The sequence below is a fragment of the Leifsonia poae genome (genome assembly GCF_050632195.1).
In the GTDB taxonomy this organism is placed as follows: Bacteria; Actinomycetota; Actinomycetes; order Actinomycetales; family Microbacteriaceae; genus Leifsonia; species Leifsonia poae_C.
On the sequence record NZ_CP192580.1, the window covers coordinates 1972632 to 1994514 of the forward strand.

The window sequence follows — 21883 nt, forward strand, 5'->3', positions numbered from 1 at the left end:
AAGCAAGCAAGGAGTTACGAACACCCATGAGTACCGATTCAGAGCACACCTCGCTCACGCTGGCCGAGAAGGTGTGGCGTGACCACCTGGTGGTCAAGGGCGAAGACGGTTCGCCCGATCTGATCTACATCGACCTGCACCTGGTGCACGAGGTCACGAGCCCGCAGGCGTTCGACGGGCTCAGGATGGCCGGCCGGCCGGTGCGCCGTCCCGACCTCACCATCGCCACCGAAGACCACAACACCCCGACCGTCGGCATCGACAAGCCGATTGCCGACCTCACCAGCCGCACTCAGATCGAGACGCTGCGCAAGAACGCCGAGGAGTTCGGCATCCGCCTGCACTCGCTGGGCGACATCGAGCAGGGCATCGTGCACGTGGTCGGTCCGCAGCTCGGGCTCACCATGCCCGGCATCACCGTCGTCTGCGGCGACTCCCACACGTCGACCCACGGTGCGTTCGGGGCGATGGCCTTCGGAATCGGCACCAGCGAGGTCGAGCACGTCATGGCGACGCAGACGCTGCCGCTCAAGGCCTTCAAGACCATGGCGATCACGGTTGAGGGCGACCTGCGTCCCGGCGTGACGGCCAAGGACATCATCCTCGCGGTCATCGCCAAGATCGGCACCGGCGGCGGTCAGGGCTACGTGCTCGAGTACCGCGGCAGCGCCATCCGGGCTCTCTCGATGGAGGGCCGGATGACGATCTGCAATATGTCGATCGAAGCCGGCGCCCGTGCGGGCATGGTGGCTCCGGATGAGACGACGTACGCCTACCTGAAGGGTCGCCCCACGCGCCCGCCGGTCAGGACTGGGACGACGCCGTCGAGTACTGGAACACGCTCGTCACCGACGACGACGCCGTCTTCGACGCCGAGGTCTACCTCGACGCCGCCGACATCGAGCCGTTCGTCACCTGGGGCACCAACCCCGGCCAGGGCGTCTCGCTGAGCCAGTCGGTGCCGAACCCGGCCGACATCGCCGATGCCAACCAGCGTGCCGCCGCCGAGCGCGCCCTGGAGTACATGGATCTCGAGGCGGGAACGCCGATGAAGAGCATCCCGGTGGATGCGGTCTTCATGGGTTCGTGCACCAACAGCCGGATCGAAGACCTGCGAGCCTTCGCCTCGGTCATCAAGGGCCGCAAGAAGGCCGACGGCGTCCGCGTCATGGTCGTTCCCGGCAGTGCCCGGGTGCGGATCGAGGCCGAGGCCGAGGGCATCGACAAGATCGTCGAGGAGTTCGGCGCCGAGTGGCGGTTCGCCGGTTGTTCGATGTGCCTCGGGATGAACCCCGACCAGCTCGCACCGGGGAGCGCTGCGCCTCCACGTCCAACCGCAACTTCGAGGGCAGGCAGGGCAAGGGCGGCAGAACGCACCTCGTCTCGCCGCTGGTCGCGGCGGCGACGGCCGTGCGCGGAACGCTGTCCAGCCCGTGGGACCTCGAGAGCGACGAAGGCGGCGACACGCCGACCGATGGCAGCACGGATACGCGCACCGGAGAGAAGGTGGGCGCCTGATGGAAAAGATCTCGACCGTCTCCGGCGTGGCCGTCCCGTTCCGCCGCTCCGATGTCGACACCGACCAGATCATCCCGGCGGTGTTCCTCAAGCGCGTCACGAAGACCGGTTTCGACGACGCTCTGTTCTTCGCCTGGCGCCAGGATCCCGATTTCATCCTGAACCAGGAGCCGTACCGCGCAGGCAAGATCCTCATCGCCGGTTCCGACTTCGGCACAGGATCCTCGCGTGAGCACGCCGTCTGGGCGCTGCGCGACTACGGCTTCTCCGCCGTGCTCAGCCCGCGATTCGGTGACATCTTCCGCGGCAACGCGGGCAAGCAGGGCCTCCTCGCGGGTCAGATCAGCGAGGAGGACGTCGAACGTCTCTGGCAGGCCGTCGAGGCGAGCCCGGGAATAGAGGCGACGGTCGATCTGGTTGCCAAGACTGCAAGCGTCGGTGATCTCACAGTCTCGTTCGAGATCGACGATTACACTAGATGGCGTTTGCTCGAAGGGCTGGACGATATCGGTCTGACCCTGCGTGACGAGGCGCACATCACAGAATTCGAAGCCCGCCGTGAAAACTGGCGGCCTAAGACGTTACCGGTGAAACTTTGAACTCACTTCTTCAGGACGCCCAGGCGGCAGGAGCCAGCGTTGGCCTCAAAGGCGATCGCATCGCGATCAACGGCGGCATTCCGCTCCGCGGCCGGATCGAACTGAAGGGCGCCAAGAACCTCGTCACCAAGGCGATGGTCGCGGCCCTCCTCGGCGAGGGACCGAGCGTGCTTCGCGATGTCCCCGACATCAGCGACGTGCGGGTCGTCCGCGGTCTTCTCGAGATCCACGGCGTCAAGGTCACCGACGGCACCGAGGTCGGCGAGCTGCTGCTCGACCCGAGCAACGTCGAGATCGCCCACATGGCCGACATCGACGCGCACGCCGGCTCCAGCCGCATCCCGATCCTCTTCTGCGGACCGCTGCTGCACCGCCTCGGTGAGGCGTTCATCCCCGACCTCGGCGGCTGCCGCATCGGCGACCGCCCGATCGACTACCACCTCGAGGTGCTGCGCAAGTTCGGCGCGATCGTCGACAAGCTGCCCACGGGCATCCGGATGACCGCCCCCAACGGTCTGCACGGCGCCAAGCTCGAGCTCCCGTACCCGAGCGTGGGCGCGACGGAGCAGGTGCTCCTCACCGCCGTGCGTGCCGAGGGCATCACCGAGCTCAAGGGCGCGGCGATCGAGCCCGAGATCATGGATCTCATCAACATCCTCCAGAAGATGGGCGCGATCATCACGGTCGACACCGACCGCGTGATCCGCATCGAGGGCGTCAGCAAGCTCGTCGGCTACAGCCACACCGCGCTGTTCGACCGCAACGAGGCAGCCAGCTGGGCCGCCGCGGCACTGGCCACCGGCGGCGACATCTACGTCGGCGGCGCGCGCCAGCCCGAGATGCTCACCTTCCTCAACGTCTTCCGCAAGGTCGGCGGCGCGTTCGAGATCCACGACGACGGCATCCGCTTCTTCCACCCCGGTGGCGAGCTCAAGCCGGTCGTCATCGAGACGGATGTGCACCCCGGCTTCATGACCGACTGGCAGCAGCCGCTCGTGGTCGCCCTCACCAAGGCGAACGGTGTCTCGATCGTGCACGAGACCGTGTACGAGCAGCGTTTCGGCTTCGTGGACGCCCTCGTCGACATGGGTGCGACCATCCAGATCCACAAGGACTGCCTGGGCGGGCACCCGTGCCGCTTCGGTCAGCGCAACTTCAACCACTCGGCCGTCATCTCCGGCCCGACGCCGCTGCACGGCGCCGACATTGTCGTTCCCGACCTGCGCGGCGGCTTCAGCCACCTGATCGCGGCGCTCAGCGCCGAGGGACGTTCGACCGTCAGCAACGTCGGGATCATCAGCCGCGGGTACGAGAACTTCATCACCAAGCTCGAACTGCTGGGAGCCGACTTCACTCTCGAAGGATAATAGGGACGTGTCCCGACCTTCTTCAGAGCAGAAGCCTGCGCCCGCGTCCGTGAAACTGCCCCGCAAGGAGACGAGCAAGCCCTCGATCTTCTGGGTGCTCGCCGGGATCGTCATCCCGATCATGAGCATCGGCGTGCGATTCAAGATCACCGACGGCGACAAGTTGCCCCGCAAGGGCGCTTTCGTCGTCGCACCGAATCACTACACGGAGATCGACCCGGTTCTGGTAGGCATGGTCAGCTGGCACCTCGGTCGCGTGCCCCGCTTTCTGGCGAAGGGGAGCCTGTTCAAGGTTCCGGTGGTCGGCTGGTTTCTGAAGAAGTCCGGTCAGGTGCCTGTGGAGCGTGCGGGCTCGGTCCGTGGCTCCGCTCCACTGCAGGCCGCTCAGCAGATCGTCGACGACGGCCGCATCGTGATCGTGTATCCCGAGGGATCGCTGACGCGCGACCCCGACATGTGGCCGATGCGAGGCAAGACCGGTGCGGCGCGAATGGCGCTCGAGCACGACATCCCCGTCATCCCGGTTGCGCACTGGGGTGCTCAGCAGGTCATGGCCCGGTACGGCAAGAAGATCAGCTTCTTCCCGCGCAAGACGGTCACGGTCAAGTTCGGCGACCCCGTCGACCTGTCGGCCTTCCGAGGGCGCAACCTGGACTCGGCGACGCTCAACGAAGCGACCGCCGCCATCATGGACGCCATCACCGCGCTGCTGGAAGACCTCCGCGGCGAGAAGGCGCCCACGAACCGGTGGAACCCCGCCGAGCACGACCAGAAGGAGACGGGACGCTTTGAGAGCTGACTCGAGAAAGGCTCCTGTGATCGCCCCCCGCCGTGTCGCCGTCCTCGGCGCGGGTAGCTGGGGAACGACCTTCGCGAAAATCCTCGCCGACGGCGGTGCCGACGTCACTCTCTGGGCACGTCGTCCCGAACTCGCTCGCGAGATCAACGAGGTGAAGCGGAACAGCGACTATCTCGAGGGCATCAACCTGCCCCGCAACCTGCACGCTACGAGCAAGATCGGCGACGCGATGCGCGATGCCGAACAGGTCTTCGTCTCCATCCCGAGTCAGACCCTGCGTTCGAACCTGGAGGCGATCGCCCCGTTCCTCGGCCCGTCGACGGTCGTCGTCAGCCTCATGAAGGGGGTCGAGAAGGGCACCGGGCTCCGGATGAGCGAGGTCATCGCCCAGGGACTGCCGATCGAGCCCGAACGCATCGCCGTCGCATCCGGACCCAACCTCGCGTTGGAGATCGCGCGCGAGCAGCCCACTGCCGCGGTCGTGTCATCCGTGAGCCTGGAGACCGCGCAGGCTGTCGCCATGGCGGCGACCAACAGGTATTTCCGCAGTTTCGTGAACACCGATGTCATCGGCACCGAGTTCGGCGGCGTGCTCAAGAACCTCATCGCGGTGGCCATCGGCATCGTCGACGGCGTCGGCTACGGCGAGAACACCAAGGCGTCGATCATCACGCGCGGACTCGTCGAGATGACCGACTTCGCCGTGGCGTATGGCGCGGAGGCCGTCACCCTGTCGGGACTCGCGGGCCTCGGCGACCTCATCGCGACCTGCGAATCCTCGCTCAGCCGCAACAACACCGCGGGCCGGCTTCTCGGACAGGGCTACAGCTTCAACGACGTCGTGAAGCAGATGAACCAGACCGCCGAGGGATTGGCGTCGGTGGCGCCCATCCTCACCCTCGCCGAGGCGCGCGGAGTCGAAATGCCGATCGTCCGCCAGGTCAGCCAGGTGCTGGCCGGTACGCTCGACCCGAAAGACATCGCCCCGCACCTCACCACCGACTCAGACGAGCCTCAGGGCGAAAGGACACTGGATGACGGACAAACTCGTAGTCGCTCTTCTTTTCGGAGGGCGTTCAAGCGAGCATTCGATCAGCTGCGCAACGGCGGCGGGAGTGCTGACCGCGATTGATCGCGAGAAGTACGACGTCATCCCGATCGGCATCACCCGTGACGGCACCTTCACGCTGCAGCCCGACGACGCCTCGCTGTTTGCGCTGAACGCGGAGAAGTTGCCCACCGTCGAGGACAACGGCACGCGCATCCTGTGGCCGGAGAACGCCTCGACGCACGAGCTGTCGGTCACCGAGAACGGCGTGACCCGCACGCTCGGCAACGTCGACGTCGTCTTCCCGATCCTGCACGGACCTTGGGGCGAAGACGGAACGGTGCAGGGCCTTCTCGAGTTGGTCGACCTTCCGTATGTCGGTAGCGGCGTGCTCGCGAGCGCTCTCGGCATGGACAAGCACTTCACGAAGACCGTCCTGCAGCAGTCGGGCATCCCCGTCGCGCCCTGGCGTACGGTGACCGCGTTCGAGTGGCGCACGGATCCGGATGCGGTGCGTGCCGCGGCCGCGGAGCTCGGCCTCCCCGCCTTCGTCAAGCCCGCTCGCGCCGGCTCCAGCGTCGGAGTGAGCAAGGTGAAGCAGGCGTCCGAGCTCGACGCCGCGATCGAGACGGCGTTCGCCGAAGACGACCGCGTGCTGATCGAGTCGTCGGTGGCCGGTCGGGAAGTGGAGATCGCGGTGCTCGGCGGTCGCCCCGGCGAAGCGTCGCGCGCATCCGTCGCCGGCGAGATCGTCGTCACGGGTCGCGACTTCTACGACTTCGCCGCCAAGTACCTGGATGCGCCCGGGATCGACCTCGTCTGCCCAGCCGACCTGACCGCCGAAGAGCTCGCCACGATGCAGGCGCTCGGTGTGCAGGCGTTCGACGCCATCGGGGGAGAGGGACTCGCCCGTGTCGACTTCTTCCTCACCGCAGACGGCTTCGTCATCAACGAGATCAACACGATGCCGGGCTTCACCCCGATCTCGATGTTCCCTCGCTGCTGGCAGGAGTCTGGGCTCAGCTACCCGGCCCTCATCGACGAACTCATCTCGGTCGCCCTCGCCCGCGCGGCCTGAGACCTCCGGATTACGGGCCGGTCGTCGGCGCAGGTGTCGGTGTCGCTGTGGGGGTGGGCGCGGGTGTCCCCGTGCTCCCCGGATCCGTGTCCAACGTCGACAGGCACTTCTGGGTCTGCTTGACCTTCGCGATGGCACCCGAGAACTCGGGCAGCACGGCGGAGTCGGAGACGCCGGAGACGTGGTCGATGATCAGCTCGGTGGCGGGCACCCGTCCGAAGGTCTGGTAGACGATCGTCTTGGCAGCGGGATCCGTCATCAACACCCAGTCGATGCCGTTGACGTTGACGCACGGCTGGGTGGTCGGCCCGATCGGCTTCACGCCGCACCGCAGCAGCACCACCGTGGGCGTTCCCCATGCCCCGGTCGCCTGCGCATTCGTCTCCCGCTTCTCCTTTCCCGCGACACTGTCGGGCAAGCGAACGCTGATCTCTGCACAACCGGGATCGTTCGAGTCGGGCGCGGCGTCGAGTGCGACGATCGGGGCGCATCCGGTGAGCGAGAGGAGGGCGGCGGCGAGGATCACCGCGAGGGCGGTGTGGCGTCTGGGCATCGGTTTCAGGCTACCGTTTGATGCATGACGATGTCTGGGAGCGCCACCGCCGGTCCGACCCTCGGCGAGGCCTCCGAGCGGGAGACCCTCAAGCTGATTTTCCCGCGCCTGCCCGAGTCGTCAGCGACGATCGTCGGCCCGGGCGACGATGCGGCCGTGCTGGCAGCGCCCGACGGCCGCTACGTGGTCACCACCGACATGATGGTGCACGGCCCGGATTTCCGCTGGGCCTGGTCGGCACCGTACGACCTCGGCTGGAAGGCCGCGGCGACGAACCTGTCCGACGTCGCCGCCATGGGCGCGCTGCCGACCGCTCTCGTCGTCGCGATCGCCGCTCCGAGATCGACACCGGTTGCCGACCTGCTCGAATTCGCCGACGGACTTCGGGATGCCTGCCAAGGGCTCGCGCCAGGCTGCGGCGTGGTCGGGGAGACCTTTCCGTGTCCGATACCTTCACGATCGCGGTGACGGCGTTCGGCGATCTGCAGGGTCGTCGCCCTGTGCTGCGAGCGGGTGCGCGACCCGGCGATGTCGTCGCCTTGTCCGGCGACCTCGGAGTCGCGGCGACAGGGCTACGGCTGTTGTTCGAACACGCCGTGGACGAGAACGGCGAGCCCGACCGGGCGAGGTTTCAGGATGTGCTGCGCGAGCATCCTGAGGCCGTCACCGCTCAGCTGCGCCCACGCCCACCGATCGCCGACGGGCCGCTCGCCGCGACCGCAGGGGCCACAGCGATGCTCGACCTGAGTGACGGTCTGGCGCTCGACGCCCGGCGTGTCGCAGAGGCCAGCGATGTCGCCATCGATCTCGATCCGGATGCGCTGGGCGACGACGTTCACACGGCGCTGACCGGGGGCGAGGACCACGGCCTTCTCGCAACCTTCCCTCCCGAGGCGGTACTCCCGGGAGGCTTTCGGCGGATCGGGCGCGTCGCGGTCGGCACCGGGCTGCTCGTCGGCGGGCACACGTTCGACGAGCGCGGTGGGTGGGACCCGTACGTCGGGTGGAACGGGCAGGGCGGCTGACACCGGTCCGGCTCAGGTCAGACGGCCCTGGTCAGGTGGGCGTGGTCAGGCGGGTGTTATCCAATACAGCGCCGTGTCGCCGTAGTCTTTGCGCCGGTCGAGCGCGAGTCCCGGCGGGAGAACGGGCTCCGGTGAGCGGGTGCTGCGTTCGAGGCAGACGGTGGCGTGCGGCGCGAGACGGTGCTCCAGTTTCAGCAGCGCGTCGCGGATGTCGTCTTCTTCGAGGTCGTAAGGCGGATCGATGAAGACCAGGTCATAAGTCGATCCCGAGCCGGTCAGAAACGTCTGCACGGCCGTCGAGCGCACCTCGATCTTGGGCTTCGCATCCTTGGGCGCCGCCTTGAGGAGCGCCGAGATGTTCTTGCGAACGACTGCGGCCGCCTCGGCGTTGCGTTCGACCAGCATGACCGTTGCGGCGCCACGGCTCGCGGCCTCGAGACCGAGAGCGCCTGACCCGGCATAGAGGTCGAGCACGCGGGCGCCGCGCAGCTCGTCCCGGGCGTCGAGCGCCGAGAAGATGGCCTCGCGCACGCGATCGCTGGTCGGCCGTGTCCCGCTTTTCGGCACCTGCAGGGCGAGCGATCCGGCGAAACCTGAGACGATTCGTGTCATTGTGCCTCCGAGCCTAGGTGATCTCTCACGCGGCACCCGTGATGTCGGCGCAATTCCCACCTCACGGCCTAGCGGCGGGACCTCTAGCCGAGCAAGATAGTGTCGTGGACGAACGACTCGACCAGTCCGAGCTCGACGCCCTGTGGAACTTCGACGACCCGATCGCCTCAGCGGACCGTTTCGCTCAGGCGGCAGCCGAATCCGACCGTACCGAGGTGGTGCGCGCCGAGTTGGAGACGCAGCGCGCGCGAGCACTCGGCCTGCAGCAGCGCTTCGATGAAGCGGACGCCCTGCTCGACTCCCTGGAGCCGGCAGTGGGTGTCCTCTCTGTGCGCATTCCGCTGGAACGCGGGAGGCTGCGAACCTCATCCGGGCGCAAAGAGGAAGCCGTCCCGCTCTTCGAGGAGGCGCTGGCTCGTGCACGTAGGGAGGGCGAGATCTTTCTGGCCGTCGACGCGGCGCACATGCTCGCCATCGCCGATACGGCTCGTTCCGCTCATTGGACAGCGGAGGGCCTCGCCGAGCTTCAGGCGACGACGGACTCGCGCACGCGTCGGTGGGCGGTGACTCTGCACAACAATCGTGGGCTCGCGCTCATCGACGACGGGCATCCAACGGCCGCGCTCGAAGAGTTCGCGACGGCGTTCTCTGCAGCGCGGGAGGTCGGCACCGACGTGCAGCTCTTCTGGGCCGAATGGGCGCTCGCCCACTGCCTGCGCCTGCTGGGCCGCACCGAGGAGGCGCTCGCCATCCAGCAGCGCCTCTCCGCCGAACGACCCGAGGATCCCGACGTGGTGGCAGAACTCGCCGCGTTGACGGATGCGGCGCATACGATCGAACCATGAGTTCCGTGTCATCCCCGGCCGTCGAGAGCGCGATCACCCTCGACTCCCGACTGAGCACCGTGCTCGGCGGGCGTACCGCCGGTGCCTTCGATAAGGCGTTCGGGATGCGCACGGTCGCCGATCTGCTCACCCACTACCCGCGCCGCTACGCGAAGCGCGGTGAGCTGACCGCCCTCGCCAACCTGCCGATCGACGAGAACGTGACGATCGTCGCCGAGGTGCTACGCGTTCAGGAGCGTCCCATGCGTGCCCGCCGCGGCTCGATCCTCGAGGTGAAGATATCCGACGGCGAGGGCATCCTCACCCTGACCTTCTTCAATCAGGCCTGGCGCGCGAAAGACCTGGTCCCGGGGGTGCGCGGCATCTTCGCGGGCAAGGTCTCCGACTACCGCGGTGCGCTGCAGCTCGCGCATCCCGACTACGAGCTGTTCCAACCGGATGAGGGCGGCGAGCTCGCTGCGAACAGCGCGGCCGCTAAGAACTGGGCGCAGACCCCGATCCCGATCTATCCCGCCACCGGAACCGTGGCCAGCTGGCAGGTGCAGAAAGCGGTCGACCTGGTGCTCGACGGGCTCGGCCCGGTCGCCGATCCGGTGCCCGACGCCGTCTCGCGCGAGCGCGGACTGTTGCCGTTCCGTGAGGCCATCGAGCTCATCCATCGGCCCGAGAAGGACTCGCAGTGGCAACGGGCCCGGGATGCGCTCCGATTTCAGGAGGCGTTCGTGCTGCAGGCGGCCCTGCTGCAGCAGCGCGCAGCGGCGCGGACGATCCCCGCGACGCCGCGAACGCCGACCCCGGGCGGTTTCCTCGAGCGATTCGACGCGGCACTCCCGTTCGTCCTGACGGACGACCAGGCGGTGGTCGGCGGAGAGATCGCGCGCGACCTCGCTGACACGGCCCCGATGAACCGGCTCGTGCAGGGAGAGGTCGGCTCGGGCAAGACCCTCGTCGCGCTCCGGGCGATGCTCGCTGTCGCCGATTCCGGCGGTCAGGCAGCGCTGCTGGCGCCGACGGAGGTTCTGGCCGCCCAGCACCTGCGCTCGATCGTGAAGGTGCTCGGACCCGATCTCGCTGCCACGCTGATGCCGACCATGCTCACCGGGCAGCTGACGACCGCTGAGCGGAAGAAGGCGTTGCTCCGCACGGTCTCGGGGCAGGCGCGAATCGTCGTCGGAACCCACGCTCTGCTCGGGGACGCGGTCACCTTCTTCGATCTCGGCCTGGTCGTCGTCGACGAGCAGCACCGGTTCGGGGTCGAGCAGCGTGAGGCTCTGCGGGCCAAGGGAGGCACGCCGCCGCACGTTCTCGTGCTCACGGCCACGCCCATCCCGCGAACGGTCGCGATGACGGTGTTCGGAGACCTCGACGTCTCGACGATCGCGCAGCTGCCCGCGGGCCGACAGGGGATCGAGAGCTTCGTGGTGCCGTTGGCCGATCGGCCCGGCTGGGAGAGACGCATCTGGGAGCGCGCAGCGGAGGAGATCGGCAAGGGCCGTCAGGTCTTCGTCGTCTGCCCGGCGATCACCGGCAAGGATGCGGAAGACGACGGCGAGGATGCGCTGCCGGAGGAGGGCCCCGCTCGCCCGATCGCGAACGTCGAGTCCGTCGCCGCGCAGGTGCGGGCCGATCCGCTGTTCGCCGAGGCGCGAATCGGGGTGCTGCACGGCAAACTGCCGTCGGACGTGAAGGATGAGGTCATGCGCGCGTTCGCCGCGGGCGCCCTCGATCTCATCGTCGCGACCACGGTGATCGAGGTGGGCGTCGACGTACCCAACGCCTCGGCGATGGTGATCCTCGACGCCGACCGGTTCGGCGTGTCGCAGCTCCACCAGCTCCGGGGGCGCGTCGGCCGAGGGGAGTGCCCGGGCTCTGCCTCATGGTCACGTCGGCCGAACTCGAGACGCTGGCCAGGGAGCGGGTGGATGCGGTCGCCGCGACGCTCGACGGGTTCGAGCTAGCGAATGTCGACCTGGAGCTGCGGCGCGAGGGCGATGTTCTCGGCAGTCGCCAGTCTGGTGGTCGTTCCTCGCTCCGGCTCCTGCGGGTCGCGAAAGACGGAGAGCTCATCTCGGAGGCGCGCACCGCGGCGGAGGAGACGCTCGAATCGAACGGCGGCCTCGGCGCGCATCCCGCCCTCGCCGACGCGCTCGCTCGGCGCCTCGATGAAAGCGAACGGGCCTTTCTCGCGAAATCCTGATGCGGCCACCGACGCCCGCACCGGGCCGTCATGCGCCCGCAACATTTCGGTAACGGATTCACAACGAAATACCGGAATCGGCGGGATAGTCTGAAGGTCTATGAACAGGATCGCCGTTGTCCCTGGATCGTTCGACCCGGTCACCCTCGGGCATCTCGACGTGATCGAACGTGCCGCCGGCATCTTCGACGAGGTGCATGTCCTCGTGGTGCACAACCCGGACAAGTCGGCACTCCTGCCCATCGCACAGCGGGTCTCCCTGCTCGAACGGTCGATCGAGGACGCGGGGATCGTCGGCACCATCGTCGTCGCGTCGTGGAGCGTCGGGCTCCTGGTCGACTACTGCACCGATGTCGGCGCCCATGTTCTCGTGAAGGGCATCCGTTCGCAGGTCGACGTGGCCTACGAGACGCCGATGGCGATCGTCAACCGCAACCTCGCGGCGGTCGAGACGATCTTCCTGCTGCCGAACCCAGCCAACGCCCATGTCTCCAGCTCCCTCGTGCGTCAGGTCTCCGCGCTCGGGGGCGACGTCAGCCCGTACGTTCCACCCGTCGTCTACGAGTACTTGCAGGAGACATGAACAGTTACGCGACCCGCCAGCCGACGGAGTCCTCCGTCGCCCCGTCCGAACCCATGGAAGATGCCGCCGTCGGCATGGACCTGGATGAACTGCGCCGCCGAGCCGAGCAGATCACGGTCAACGTCGAGTCGGTCATCGACGGCAAGCACGAAGCTGTGCGAACCGCCCTGACCGTGTTGCTGGCCGAAGGCCACCTCCTCATCGAGGATGTGCCCGGCGTCGGCAAGACCATGCTCGCCAAGGCACTGGCGAAATCGGTCGACTGCACCGTCAGCCGCATCCAGTTCACGCCCGATCTGCTGCCGAGCGATGTGACGGGCGTCTCCGTCTACAACCAGGCCGAGCGGCGGTTCGAGTTCAAGCCCGGTGCGGTGTTCGCCAACATCGTGATCGGCGACGAGATCAACCGCGCCAGCCCGAAGACCCAGTCCGCCCTCCTGGAGTGCATGGAGGAGCGTCAGGTGACGGTCGACGGATCGACGTATCCGCTCTCCGCCCCGTTCATCGTGGTCGCCACCCAGAACCCGGTCGAGATGGAGGGCACGTACGCTCTCCCGGAGGCCCAGCGCGACCGCTTCATGGCGCGCATCGCGATGGGGTATCCCGACGACGACTCGGAGATGGCGATGCTGACCACCCGAGACACATCGAGCCCGCTCTCCCGGATCGGGCCGGTGGTGACCTCGGCAGAGCTGCGCGCGATGATGACGACAGCGCGGGGCGTCTACGCGTCCACGCCCGTGAAGCAGTACGCGGTCGACCTCGTGCGGGCCACTCGAGAAGACCGCGATCTGCGGCTCGGTGCGAGCCCGCGCGCGACGCTCCAGCTCGTGAGGGCAGCCAAGGCCAAAGCGGCGCTCGACGGCCGCGACTTCGTGCTGCCGGACGACATCGACACGCTCGCCGTTCCCGTACTCGGGCACCGGCTGCTTCCGACGAGTCGTGCGCTCGGCCATCACCACGAGAGCGCGCCGGTGATCGCGGACATCGTGCGGCGCATCGTGGCCGCAACGCCTGTTCCGGTCGGTTCGGGTGCGATCGGCGGGGGTTCGGCAGGCTCGGGTCCGGCCAGGCCGGCCGCGGCCAGGTCCGGCTCGGCAGGCTGAGCCGTGCCCCGGCGCTCGCGTTCCTCGTCGCCGGTCCGCAAGCCGCGGCCGACGTTCCGAGGCTGGGCGTTGTTCGGCGTTGGAGTGCTCGCACTCATCGCCTCAGCGGTCTTCGGACGCACGGACGTGCTTTTTGTCGGCCTGTTCCTCACCGTCTTGCCGTTGGCGGCGATGATCTCGGTGACGATGGACCGGCCGAGGCTGACGGTCACGCGCAGCTTCCATCCCGACATCGTCGGTGTCGGGGAGACGGCGAGTGTCGTGACGACGGCCCGCAACGAGTCGAGCCGTCCGAGTCCGGCCGCCCAGTGGCGCGAGTTCGCACCCCCTGCTGTCGGTGTGCAGGACTCGGCCCCGTTCCCGCGGCTGGGCGCACACCAGTCGAACGTGACGCACGGGCGTGACACGATCGTGCTGCGGCAGGAGGTGCGTGCGCTGCACCGGGGATCGCATCCGGTCGGCCCGCTGATCGTCAGCCGCACCGATCCGTTCGGCCTGGCATACGCGGAGTACGCGCTCGGGCAGCCGCGCCAGTTCGTTGTCACGCCGCGCGTCCAGTCGCTCAGCACAGGCGATCTCGACATCGCCAGGAGCGAGGGCACCGAGCACGAGCTGCTCCGCCACAGCATCCCGAGCGCCGACGAGCTGATCGCGCGCGAGTACCGGCAGGGCGACCCGCTGCGTCGTGTGCACTGGCGGGCGACAGCGCGTCACGACAAGCTCATGGTGCGTCAGGAGGAGCAGCGCAGCAATCCCGAGGCCTGGATGCTCTTCGACACCCACGCTGCCGGCAACGACGCTGAGTTCGAGACCCTCGTCGAACTGGTGGCATCGATCGGCGTGCACCTGCTCGATCAGGGCTTCGTCGTGAGCGTCGTGGAGACCGGATCGCGTCAGCTGTCCGGCCGAAGCGGTGCCGGGCGCACGGGAACGCTCGGATCAGCGACGCCCACCTACGACGTCGGGAGCGCCGATCGCCTGCTCCTCGCCGATCTGGCCGCCGTGGATCAGGATGCGGAGAGCCGCGACGACGCCGTCGCAGAGCTCGCAGCCGGGCTGCGCCGATCCGGCCGCGCCGTTCCCGTGTTCGCCGTGCTCTCCGGCGGATCGCTCGACGAGCTTGGAGCTCTGGCCGCTGTGCGTCCCATGTGCGACCCGGCCGTCGCGTTCGTGGCCTCCTCCGCGCCTCAGGATGTGGCCGATGTGCTCGCCGACGCCGGCTGGCTCTGCGTCCCGTTCGCCGCCGGAGACCAGCCCGCCGAGTGCTGGCAGCGCGCCATGCAGGGTCAGAGGGCGGCGATGCAGCGTGGCTAGCGAGAGCGCGGTCGGAACTGCGGCCTTCGCAGGCGTGCGCGCCCGCCGTCCCGGATATTGGCGACTGACATCTGCTCTCCTCCTGCAGGTGCTGGCCCTGAGCTTCTCCTTGTTCGGCCTGATTGAGGGCGCCGGCTGGTGGCTCGCCCTGCTGTTCTCGGCTTCGGTGATCCTCGTCACGGGCGCCAGTCTCCGGATGCTCGGAGTCGGACGCCGGTGGGTGCCGCTCCTGCTCGTGGTCGAGTTCACGATGATCATGACCCTGGTCTTCGGTCGCGGGACGGGACTACTCGGACTCTTTCCCACGCCGGCGACCTTCGCGCGCTTCGGTGAGCTCTCGAGTCAGGCGATGCTCTCGATCTACCAGCAGGGGACCCCGGCGGAGGCTCTTCCCGAGTTCATGTTCCTGGTGGTGGGTGGTGGCTGTCTGATCGCGATCCTGCTCGACCTCTTCGCCATTGCCTTCCGCGTCCCCGCCTTGACCGCCCTCGGGATCGGCGGCGTGCTCATCGTGCCGGCGGCATTGCTCGGCGACGGTCTCGACCCGTTCGCGATGGCCGCGTCCGCCGCGGCGTTCCTGTGGCTGCTGCGCTGCGACGTGCGTACGCGGCGGCCGGGGACGAGCCGGCCGACCGCATCCCTCTCGATCGCGGCCTCGTCGATCGTCGTCGCGCTCATACTGTCGGGCACGGCCCCTGGCTTCGACCGGGGCGGCGCGACCTCTTTCACGGCCGGTGGCGTTTCGATCGGCGGAACCGTGACGCCGCTCATCGACCTGGGCCGCGACCTGCGCCGGCCCGCGGCCGTGCGCACGCTCACGTACACGACGTCGGCGGGGACCGGCCAGTATCTCAAGCTGGCATCGCTCGACCAGTTCACCGGCTCTGTCTGGAAGCACCGAGAGAGGGACACCAAGCGGCTGCCGACCGGTAACACGATCGGCCCCGTCTTCGGCCTCTCCGATACGGTCGCGACCACCAAGATCACGACCAACATCGAGATCGACAACATGCAGAGCCGCTGGCTCCCGGTGCCGTATCCCGTGCAGGGCATCAAAGGATTGAACGGAACGTGGTCGTGGGATCCCGACGATCTCACGATCGGCGGGGTGAACAGCACGACCCAGGGTCAGAAGTACACCGCGACGAGCCTTGTCCTCCAACCGACTGCCGACCAGCTGAAGTCGGCGGGCGGGTTCGTCCCCGCGTCGATCGAGCGCGACCTCTTCCTCCCGCCCGGTCTCCCGTCGATCATCTCGTCGACGGCGATCGCCGCGACTGCCGGTGCGGAGTCCGAGTACGACCAGGCGGTGGCGTTGCAGGACTACTTCCGCGAGAACAATTTCGTCTACTCGACCCAGACGCCCCTCCGTCAGGGATACGACGGCGACGGGGCGCGAGTGATCGCGAAGTTCCTCGAGGTCAAGAGCGGGTACTGCGTGCACTTCGCCTCTGCGATGGCATTGATGGCCCGCACCCTGGGGATCCCGTCGCGAGTGGCAGAAGGATATCTGCCGGGCGTCGCGAACGGCGGCACGGCCAATAACCCCGGTCAGTACAGCGTGACAAGCGACGATCTGCACGCGTGGCCCGAACTGTACTTCGCCGGGGTCGGCTGGGTGTCGTTCGAACCGACGGTGGGCCGCGGAACGATCCCGAGCTATACGCGACCAGATACCGGTGCCCTGCCGATCGGACCGCAGCCCACCTCGACCTCCACGTCGGCGGCCCAGCGTCTGGTGCCGACCGACCCGGCGAACGTCCCGGGTGCGGCCGGTACCACGGTCGCTTCGCCCCTCCAGCCGATCGCATCCGGTGTCGGGGTCGCCCTCCTGGTCATCGCGATACTCCTCGTTCCCGCCGTGTTCCGCCGGGTGCGCCGCCGCAGTCGCTTGAGACGGCTCACGGACGAATGGGGCGGCGCCGCTGTCGCCTGGGACGAGCTGCGCGATACGGCGCGGGACCTCGGGTGGGCCGTGCCGAACACCGAGACTCCGCGCACATTCGCCGCACGCATAGCGGCGGCGATCGCTGGAACACCGGGGGAGGCGGCCGTCTCCCGCCTGCTCACTGTGCGAGAGAGGGATGCGTACGGTCCGCCGACGCGCGCTACCGCCGTCGGCCTCGCCGACGATCTCACCAGGGTCATCGACGCACTCGAATCGCAGGCCGGTGCGGCCCTGCGTGCCAAGGCGCTGCTGCTGCCGGTGTCGCTCATTCCGCCGGGCTGGTCTGTGGGGTCAACTGTCAGGAGCTGAGGCGTAAAATAGTCGATCGTGACCAAGTTCAAGACCACTCCGTACACCGTCAACGTGTACGACCTCATCCACCGTCCCGGGGAGATGCGGGAGACCCGCATCAGCCTGCCCGTCGACGAGAAGCTGGGCGAGGGACTGGTGAGCGTTCCGGTCGGTGCGACCATCGATCTCGACCTCCGGCTCGAGTCGATGCACGAGGGAATCCTGGTCTCGGCCGAGGCCGAATCGACCGCGATCGGCGTCTGCGGACGCTGCCTGATCGACATCGAACAGCCTGTCGAAGTCGATTTCCAGGAACTTTTCGCGTATTCTTCTGACGAAGCTTTTGATTTTGAGGTTCACGACGACCACGTGGATCTTGAACCTCTGATCAGGGATGCGGTAGTGCTTGCACTTCCGTTCCAGCCGGTGTGCCGGCCGGATTGCCCCGGACTCGACCCAGAGACCGGCGAGCGACTGGCGGAAATGCCGGACCGCGAACCCCAGGAGACGACCGATCCGCGGTGGTCTGCGCTTGCGGCCTTCCAGGCTTCCGACAACGTGACGCAGGATGTTCCTGCCGACAACGACAACGACAGAAACAGAGAAGAGAGTTAGTCATGGCTGTTCCGAAGCGGAAGCAATCGCGCGCCAACACCCACGCCCGTCGTTCGCAGTGGAAGGCTGAGGTCCCCACGCTCGTCAAGACGATCGAGAACGGCAAGGTCACCTACAGCCTCCCGCACCGCGCGAAGGTCGTCGAGGACTCCGCAGGCACCGCCCTGTTCATGGAGTACAAGGGCCGCAAGGTCGCCGACGTCTGATTTCCGGCGCAACTGATTTCAGCAGCATGGCCGGACATTCGACCGACCGCACTGCGCTCATCGAGAAGCTCGGGGTCGATATCGACCCCGAGCTTCTCGAGCTTGCGCTGACCCACCGCTCGTACGCGTACGAGCACGGCGGCATTCCCAACAACGAGCGCCTCGAGTTTCTCGGCGACTCGATTCTGGGACAGGCCGTCACGGTCAAACTCTTCACGGAGAACCCGAACCTCGACGAGGGCGACCTGGCGAAGCGGCGGGCGAGCCTCGTCAGCTCCGTCGCACTGGCCGAGGTTGCGCGCGGCATCGGACTGGGGGAGTTCCTCCTGCTCGGACGCGGCGAGAACCAGAGCGGCGGCCGCGACAAAGCCTCCATCCTCGCCGATACCGTCGAGGCCATCATCGGTGCGGCCTATCTCGACGTCGGCGGTGAGCGCGCCACCGAACTCGTGCTCCGCCTCGTGGAGCCGCTGCTCGGCGATCCCGATCGCTTCGGGGCGGCGATGGATCCGAAGACCAGCCTGCAGGAGGCGGCCGCTCATCGCGGCGCGGGCCTCCCCGTCTATACGGTGACGAACAGCGGTCCCGATCACAGCAAGACCTTCCACGCAACGGTCGAGGTGGCCGGACTCGTGACCGCCACAGGCGAGGGCACGAGCAAGAAGCAGGCCGAGATGTCGGCCGCCCTGATCGCCTGGACAGAACTCACGAAGCGTCGTGCCCGAGCTCCCCGAGGTTGAGGTCGTCCGCGCCGGGCTCGCTCCGGCGGTCACCGGTGCGACCATCCTCGGCGTTGAGGTCTTCGAGCCGCGATCGTTGCGACGACATGACCCCGTCGCAGGCGGGTTCGAGGCGCTCGTCACCGGCCGCGTCATGGCTACGCCGGTGCGGCGAGGCAAATTCCTCTGGATCCCGCTCGAAGACAGCACAGGCGTCGAGCCGGGGCGGGCGATCGTCGCGCATCTCGGGATGAGCGGTCAGATCCTGCTGCGGGAGCCTGGCGCCGTCGAGAACGGACTGCTCCGCATCCGGCTGCACATCGAGCATCCTGAGCTCGGCGAGCTCTGGGTGCACTTCGTCGACCAGCGCATCTTCGGCTCGATGGCCGTCGATACGCTCGTGCCGACCGTCGATGGCGCTCCCGGCGGTCGCGGGACCGACAAGCCGCTCGTACCCACCCAGGTGTCCCACATCGCTCGCGACCCGCTCGACCCGGCGTTCGACGACGCAGGCTTCGCGCGGTCGCTCGGCAAGAAGAAGACGGGGATCAAGCGCGCACTGCTGGATCAGACCCTCATCAGCGGCATCGGCAACATCTACGCCGACGAGGCTCTGTGGGGGGCCAAGCTGCACTACGCCCAGCCGGCGAACAGCCTGAGCCGGGCCCGCATCCGCACCCTGCTGGCTGAGATCCGCCTGGTGCTGACGAAGGCTCTGGCCGAAGGCGGCACCAGCTTCGACGCTCAGTACGTCAACGTCAACGGCGCGTCCGGCTACTTCTCACACAGTCTGAATGCGTACGGTCAGCAGGGCAGACCTTGCCCTCGCTGCGGAACCCTGATCGTGCGCGAACAGTTCATGAACCGCTCGTCGCACTTCTGCCCGCACTGCCAGAAACTGCGCGCTTAGGCGAGGGACTTCTGCCAGGTGCCGGTCAGGCCCTGCAACTCGAAGCCGAAGGCATCGTTGACCGCCAGCATCGGCGCATTCTCGTCGGCGTTCCAGGTGAGCAGACGACGGATGCGCGGAGCTCGGTCCGCGAGCCGTCTCAGATTCTCGAGCTTCACCAGGGTGCCGAGCCGGTGGCCCCGGTGCGCGAGGGCGACGAGCGTGTCGTACTGCTCGGCCTTGTCGCCGTCGTCGGGCACAGTGATCTCGGTGTACGCCGCCAGATGCCCGCTCGGGATGTGCTGGGCCACGGTCGTGAGCAAGGGCTCACCGCGGGCGATCAGCTCGTTCTCATGCTCGCGCACCCGGTCGCCGGTCCACTGCTCGTCGTCGAGGGCGATGCCGCTCTGGGGGATGTCGACGGTCATCCGCTCCTTGAGCGCCGCGAACTCGTCGAGCAGATCCTCGGGCGCCGAGCGCCACCAGCTGACCGTGCGGTAGTCGCCCGAGTGGGCGAGAGCGTCGGCGAGCAGCGTATCCCAGCGGCCCTGCGGCATCGGCAGCTCGAGGGAGCTGAACCGCTCGACCTGGCCCAGACGGTAACCGCGACGTTGCGCGAATAGGACGTCGGGGGAATCGGCGGGAAGACCGCTCGGTCCCGCATCGGCGCGAACGACCGGGCCCCCGTGAAGTGTGGCGGCAGGATGCTCGGTGTATGCCGCGATCACGGTGCGGCCCCCGTCCTGCACGAGGTCCTCGCCTTTCGCCAGAAGCGCCGACCCGATCCCGCGGCCGCGCAGTTCCGGGACGACATCGACGAGCAGTGTGGCGGTGACCGCATCCTCTTCGAGCGGGAAGTCGGCGACGACACGCCCGACGATCACGCCGTCGACGACCGCGACGAAGACGACCTTCTCGTGGAACTCCTGCGCCTGGAGGGAGGCGAGTTCAGCCTCGGCGGTGTAGGCGAAGTCGTCGTTGTGCCAGAGCGCGACGGCGACACCGTTCATCACGGCGACCATTTCTTCGAACGCGGCCGACTCGGGTGTGTGCACCCTGGTGGGGATGATCAGCTCTGCGATGGTGGGCGCGGGGCTCTCGCGCATCCGTCGGCACCTCCTCGTGCTCCCGAGATCTCAAGCCTATCCGCGGGCCCGAGCTGTGAACAGGGTGGGTCGTTTTGGTTGCAATCGTGTAAATCTGCGACGAAAAGTGCGTTGCGATTACTTGTGTTGCATGTAGTCTCGGCACACATATTCGTGGTGCGAAGCGGCGACCACGCCGTTTCATAACGGATTCACGTCGAGAGGCAGAATCAGATGTTAGGAAAGAAAGTCATCGTAGGAGCCGCCGTTGCAGCGTCGGTCGCTCTCTTCCTGGCCGGGTGCGCCAATCAGGCGTCCACGGGCGGGTCGACGAATTCGGGGTCGAAAGTGAACATCCCCGCGATCACGTCGATCGATACTCCTGCGGACGCGGTGCTCCCCGCCGGCGATGGAAAGGCGACCTGTCCGGCCGGCCTCACCATCGGCTACGTCGGAGCGGAGACGGGTGCGAACGCCCAGCTGGGTATCAACATCTACAACGGTGTCCAGCTCGCGATCGACCAGCACAACCAGGCCAACGCAGGCTGCCAGGTGGCCTTCAAGAAGTTCGACACCGAGGGTGACCCGAACAAGGCGACGGGCCCCGTCACGCAGGCCGTCAACGAAGCCGACATCATCGGCGTCATCGGTCTCCCGTTCTCGGGCGAGTCGAAGGCGACCGGCAACATCTTCGAGCAGCAGGGTCTGGTGCACATCACGCCGTCGGCGACCAACCCCGATCTGACGAAGAACGGCTGGACGACCTTCTTCCGCGGCCTCGGCAACGATGCCGTTCAGGGCCCGGCAGCGGCCAAGTTCCTCACGGACAAGCTCGAAGCCAAGAAGGTGTACCTGGTCCAGGACGACTCCGACTACGGAATCGGCCTCGCCACGACCACCTCGAAGGCTCTCGGCGACGCGCTCGTCGGAACCGACAAGGTGACCACCGGCCAGAAGGACTTCTCGGCCGTCATCTCGAAGATCATCAACGCCAAGCCGGACGCGGTCTACTACTCGGGCTACTACGCCGAGGGTGCTCCGTTCGACCAGCAGCTGGTGGCCAAGGGCTACGAGGGAACGTTCGTCGGACCGGATGGCGTGAAGGACGACCAGTTCATCAAGCTGGCCGGTGATGCATCCAGCAACGCTTACTTCACCTGCCCCTGCATCCCGGGCGAGCTGATCCCGGACTTCGAGAAGGCGTACAAGACGCTCGCCAGCGCGGAGCCCGGAACGTACTCCATCGAGGGTTACGACGCCGCGACCGTGCTGCTCTCGGGCATCGACCAGGGCAAGACGACCCGCGCCGACCTGAAGGAGTTCGTCAAGTCGTACGACAAGGACGGACTGAGCAAGCACTACAAGTGGGACTCCACCGGTGAGCTCCAGGCGCCGACCGTCTACGGCTACAAAGTCGAGGGCGGCAAGATCGTCCCGATCGGAACCATCGGATAGCGCGACACCATGAGGATGCCGCGGGTCGCCT

Annotated in this window: 18 protein-coding genes and 3 pseudogenes; 18 read left to right on the top strand and 3 right to left on the bottom strand. The window is 67.4% G+C overall.

From position 1 onward, the window contains the following. Window positions 1–26: 26 nt before the first annotated feature. The 6 genes and pseudogenes from leuC to ACQ86A_RS10045 all read left to right on the top strand — a co-directional run bounded on the left by leuC (window position 27) and on the right by ACQ86A_RS10045 (window position 6409). A pseudogene (gene leuC, locus ACQ86A_RS10020) lies at window positions 27–1518 on the top strand (3-isopropylmalate dehydratase large subunit). Beyond that, the gene (leuD, locus tag ACQ86A_RS10025; RefSeq protein WP_431276957.1) at window positions 1518–2117 is read left to right on the top strand and encodes a 3-isopropylmalate dehydratase small subunit; all 600 of its coding nucleotides are present in this window, start codon (window positions 1518–1520) and stop codon (window positions 2115–2117) included. The pseudogene leuC and the gene leuD overlap by 1 nt, the downstream one beginning before the upstream one ends. Beyond that, window positions 2114–3484 carry a UDP-N-acetylglucosamine 1-carboxyvinyltransferase gene (gene murA, locus ACQ86A_RS10030; protein WP_431276958.1) on the top strand — a complete coding sequence of 457 codons (1371 nt, stop codon included), beginning with the start codon at window positions 2114–2116 and terminating at the stop codon, window positions 3482–3484. The genes leuD and murA overlap by 4 nt, the downstream gene beginning before the upstream one ends. A gap of 7 nt (window positions 3485–3491) precedes the next feature. Further along, window positions 3492–4283 (top strand): lysophospholipid acyltransferase family protein, encoded by a 792-nt coding sequence (locus tag ACQ86A_RS10035; RefSeq protein ID WP_431276959.1) that lies wholly within the window; start codon window positions 3492–3494, stop codon window positions 4281–4283. 16 nt (window positions 4284–4299) lie between these two features. After that, entirely contained in the window at window positions 4300–5415 is a 1116-nt protein-coding gene (locus ACQ86A_RS10040) for an NAD(P)H-dependent glycerol-3-phosphate dehydrogenase (protein WP_431276960.1), read from the top strand. After that, on the top strand, window positions 5318–6409 hold the full coding sequence (locus ACQ86A_RS10045; protein WP_431276961.1) for a D-alanine--D-alanine ligase family protein: 1092 nt from the start codon (window positions 5318–5320) through the stop codon (window positions 6407–6409). The genes ACQ86A_RS10040 and ACQ86A_RS10045 overlap by 98 nt, the downstream gene beginning before the upstream one ends. Window positions 6410–6419: 10 nt before the next feature. On the opposite strand, the gene ACQ86A_RS10050 is transcribed toward ACQ86A_RS10045, so the two are convergent. Beyond that, window positions 6420–6962 (bottom strand): DUF3515 family protein, encoded by a 543-nt coding sequence (locus ACQ86A_RS10050; RefSeq protein ID WP_431276962.1) that lies wholly within the window; start codon window positions 6960–6962, stop codon window positions 6420–6422. Window positions 6963–6986: 24 nt separating this feature from the next. Here ACQ86A_RS10050 and thiL point away from each other — a divergent pair. Next, window positions 6987–7987, top strand: a pseudogene (gene thiL, locus ACQ86A_RS10055) (thiamine-phosphate kinase). Between the two features lie 45 nt (window positions 7988–8032). Here the strand turns inward: thiL and rsmD are convergent. Beyond that, window positions 8033–8599 carry a 16S rRNA (guanine(966)-N(2))-methyltransferase RsmD gene (gene rsmD, locus ACQ86A_RS10060; protein WP_431276963.1) on the bottom strand — a complete coding sequence of 189 codons (567 nt, stop codon included), beginning with the start codon at window positions 8597–8599 and terminating at the stop codon, window positions 8033–8035. 104 nt (window positions 8600–8703) lie between these two features. Between rsmD and ACQ86A_RS10065 the strand changes: the two genes are divergently transcribed. From ACQ86A_RS10065 to mutM, 10 genes and pseudogenes are all read left to right on the top strand, one after another. Then, complete coding sequence (locus tag ACQ86A_RS10065; protein ID WP_431276964.1) at window positions 8704–9444, top strand: tetratricopeptide repeat protein; 741 nt, start codon at window positions 8704–8706, stop codon at window positions 9442–9444. After that, window positions 9441–11641, top strand: a pseudogene (locus ACQ86A_RS10070) (ATP-dependent DNA helicase RecG). The gene ACQ86A_RS10065 and the pseudogene ACQ86A_RS10070 overlap by 4 nt, the downstream one beginning before the upstream one ends. 100 nt (window positions 11642–11741) lie before the next feature. Then, complete coding sequence (gene coaD / locus ACQ86A_RS10075) at window positions 11742–12224, top strand: pantetheine-phosphate adenylyltransferase (RefSeq protein ID WP_431276965.1); 483 nt, start codon at window positions 11742–11744, stop codon at window positions 12222–12224. A gap of 53 nt (window positions 12225–12277) precedes the next feature. Further along, window positions 12278–13330, top strand: coding sequence for an AAA family ATPase (locus ACQ86A_RS10080; protein WP_431276966.1), 1053 nt, complete (start codon window positions 12278–12280; stop codon window positions 13328–13330). 3 nt (window positions 13331–13333) lie between these two features. Continuing rightward, the gene (locus ACQ86A_RS10085) at window positions 13334–14644 is read left to right on the top strand and encodes a DUF58 domain-containing protein (protein ID WP_431276967.1); all 1311 of its coding nucleotides are present in this window, start codon (window positions 13334–13336) and stop codon (window positions 14642–14644) included. Then, window positions 14637–16901, top strand: a complete 2265-nt coding sequence (locus ACQ86A_RS10090) for a transglutaminaseTgpA domain-containing protein (protein WP_431276968.1) — start codon at window positions 14637–14639, stop codon at window positions 16899–16901. The genes ACQ86A_RS10085 and ACQ86A_RS10090 overlap by 8 nt, the downstream gene beginning before the upstream one ends. Before the next feature lie 84 nt (window positions 16902–16985). Continuing rightward, window positions 16986–17498 (top strand): YceD family protein, encoded by a 513-nt coding sequence (locus ACQ86A_RS10095; RefSeq protein WP_431280418.1) that lies wholly within the window; start codon window positions 16986–16988, stop codon window positions 17496–17498. 2 nt (window positions 17499–17500) lie between these two features. Next, window positions 17501–17704 carry a 50S ribosomal protein L32 gene (gene rpmF / locus ACQ86A_RS10100; RefSeq protein WP_348787471.1) on the top strand — a complete coding sequence of 68 codons (204 nt, stop codon included), beginning with the start codon at window positions 17501–17503 and terminating at the stop codon, window positions 17702–17704. A 26-nt stretch (window positions 17705–17730) separates the two neighbouring features. Continuing rightward, window positions 17731–18444, top strand: coding sequence for a ribonuclease III (rnc, locus tag ACQ86A_RS10105; RefSeq protein WP_431276969.1), 714 nt, complete (start codon window positions 17731–17733; stop codon window positions 18442–18444). Beyond that, window positions 18422–19333 carry a bifunctional DNA-formamidopyrimidine glycosylase/DNA-(apurinic or apyrimidinic site) lyase gene (mutM, locus tag ACQ86A_RS10110; RefSeq protein ID WP_431276970.1) on the top strand — a complete coding sequence of 304 codons (912 nt, stop codon included), beginning with the start codon at window positions 18422–18424 and terminating at the stop codon, window positions 19331–19333. The genes rnc and mutM overlap by 23 nt, the downstream gene beginning before the upstream one ends. Here mutM and ACQ86A_RS10115 read toward each other — a convergent pair. Then, on the bottom strand, window positions 19330–20418 hold the full coding sequence (locus tag ACQ86A_RS10115) for a GNAT family N-acetyltransferase (RefSeq protein ID WP_431276971.1): 1089 nt from the start codon (window positions 20416–20418) through the stop codon (window positions 19330–19332). The two genes, mutM and ACQ86A_RS10115, sit on opposite strands and share 4 nt — an antisense overlap. A 213-nt stretch (window positions 20419–20631) precedes the next feature. On the opposite strand from ACQ86A_RS10115, the gene ACQ86A_RS10120 reads away from it, so the two are divergent. After that, window positions 20632–21852, top strand: coding sequence for a branched-chain amino acid ABC transporter substrate-binding protein (locus ACQ86A_RS10120; protein WP_431276972.1), 1221 nt, complete (start codon window positions 20632–20634; stop codon window positions 21850–21852). Window positions 21853–21883: the final 31 nt, after the last annotated feature.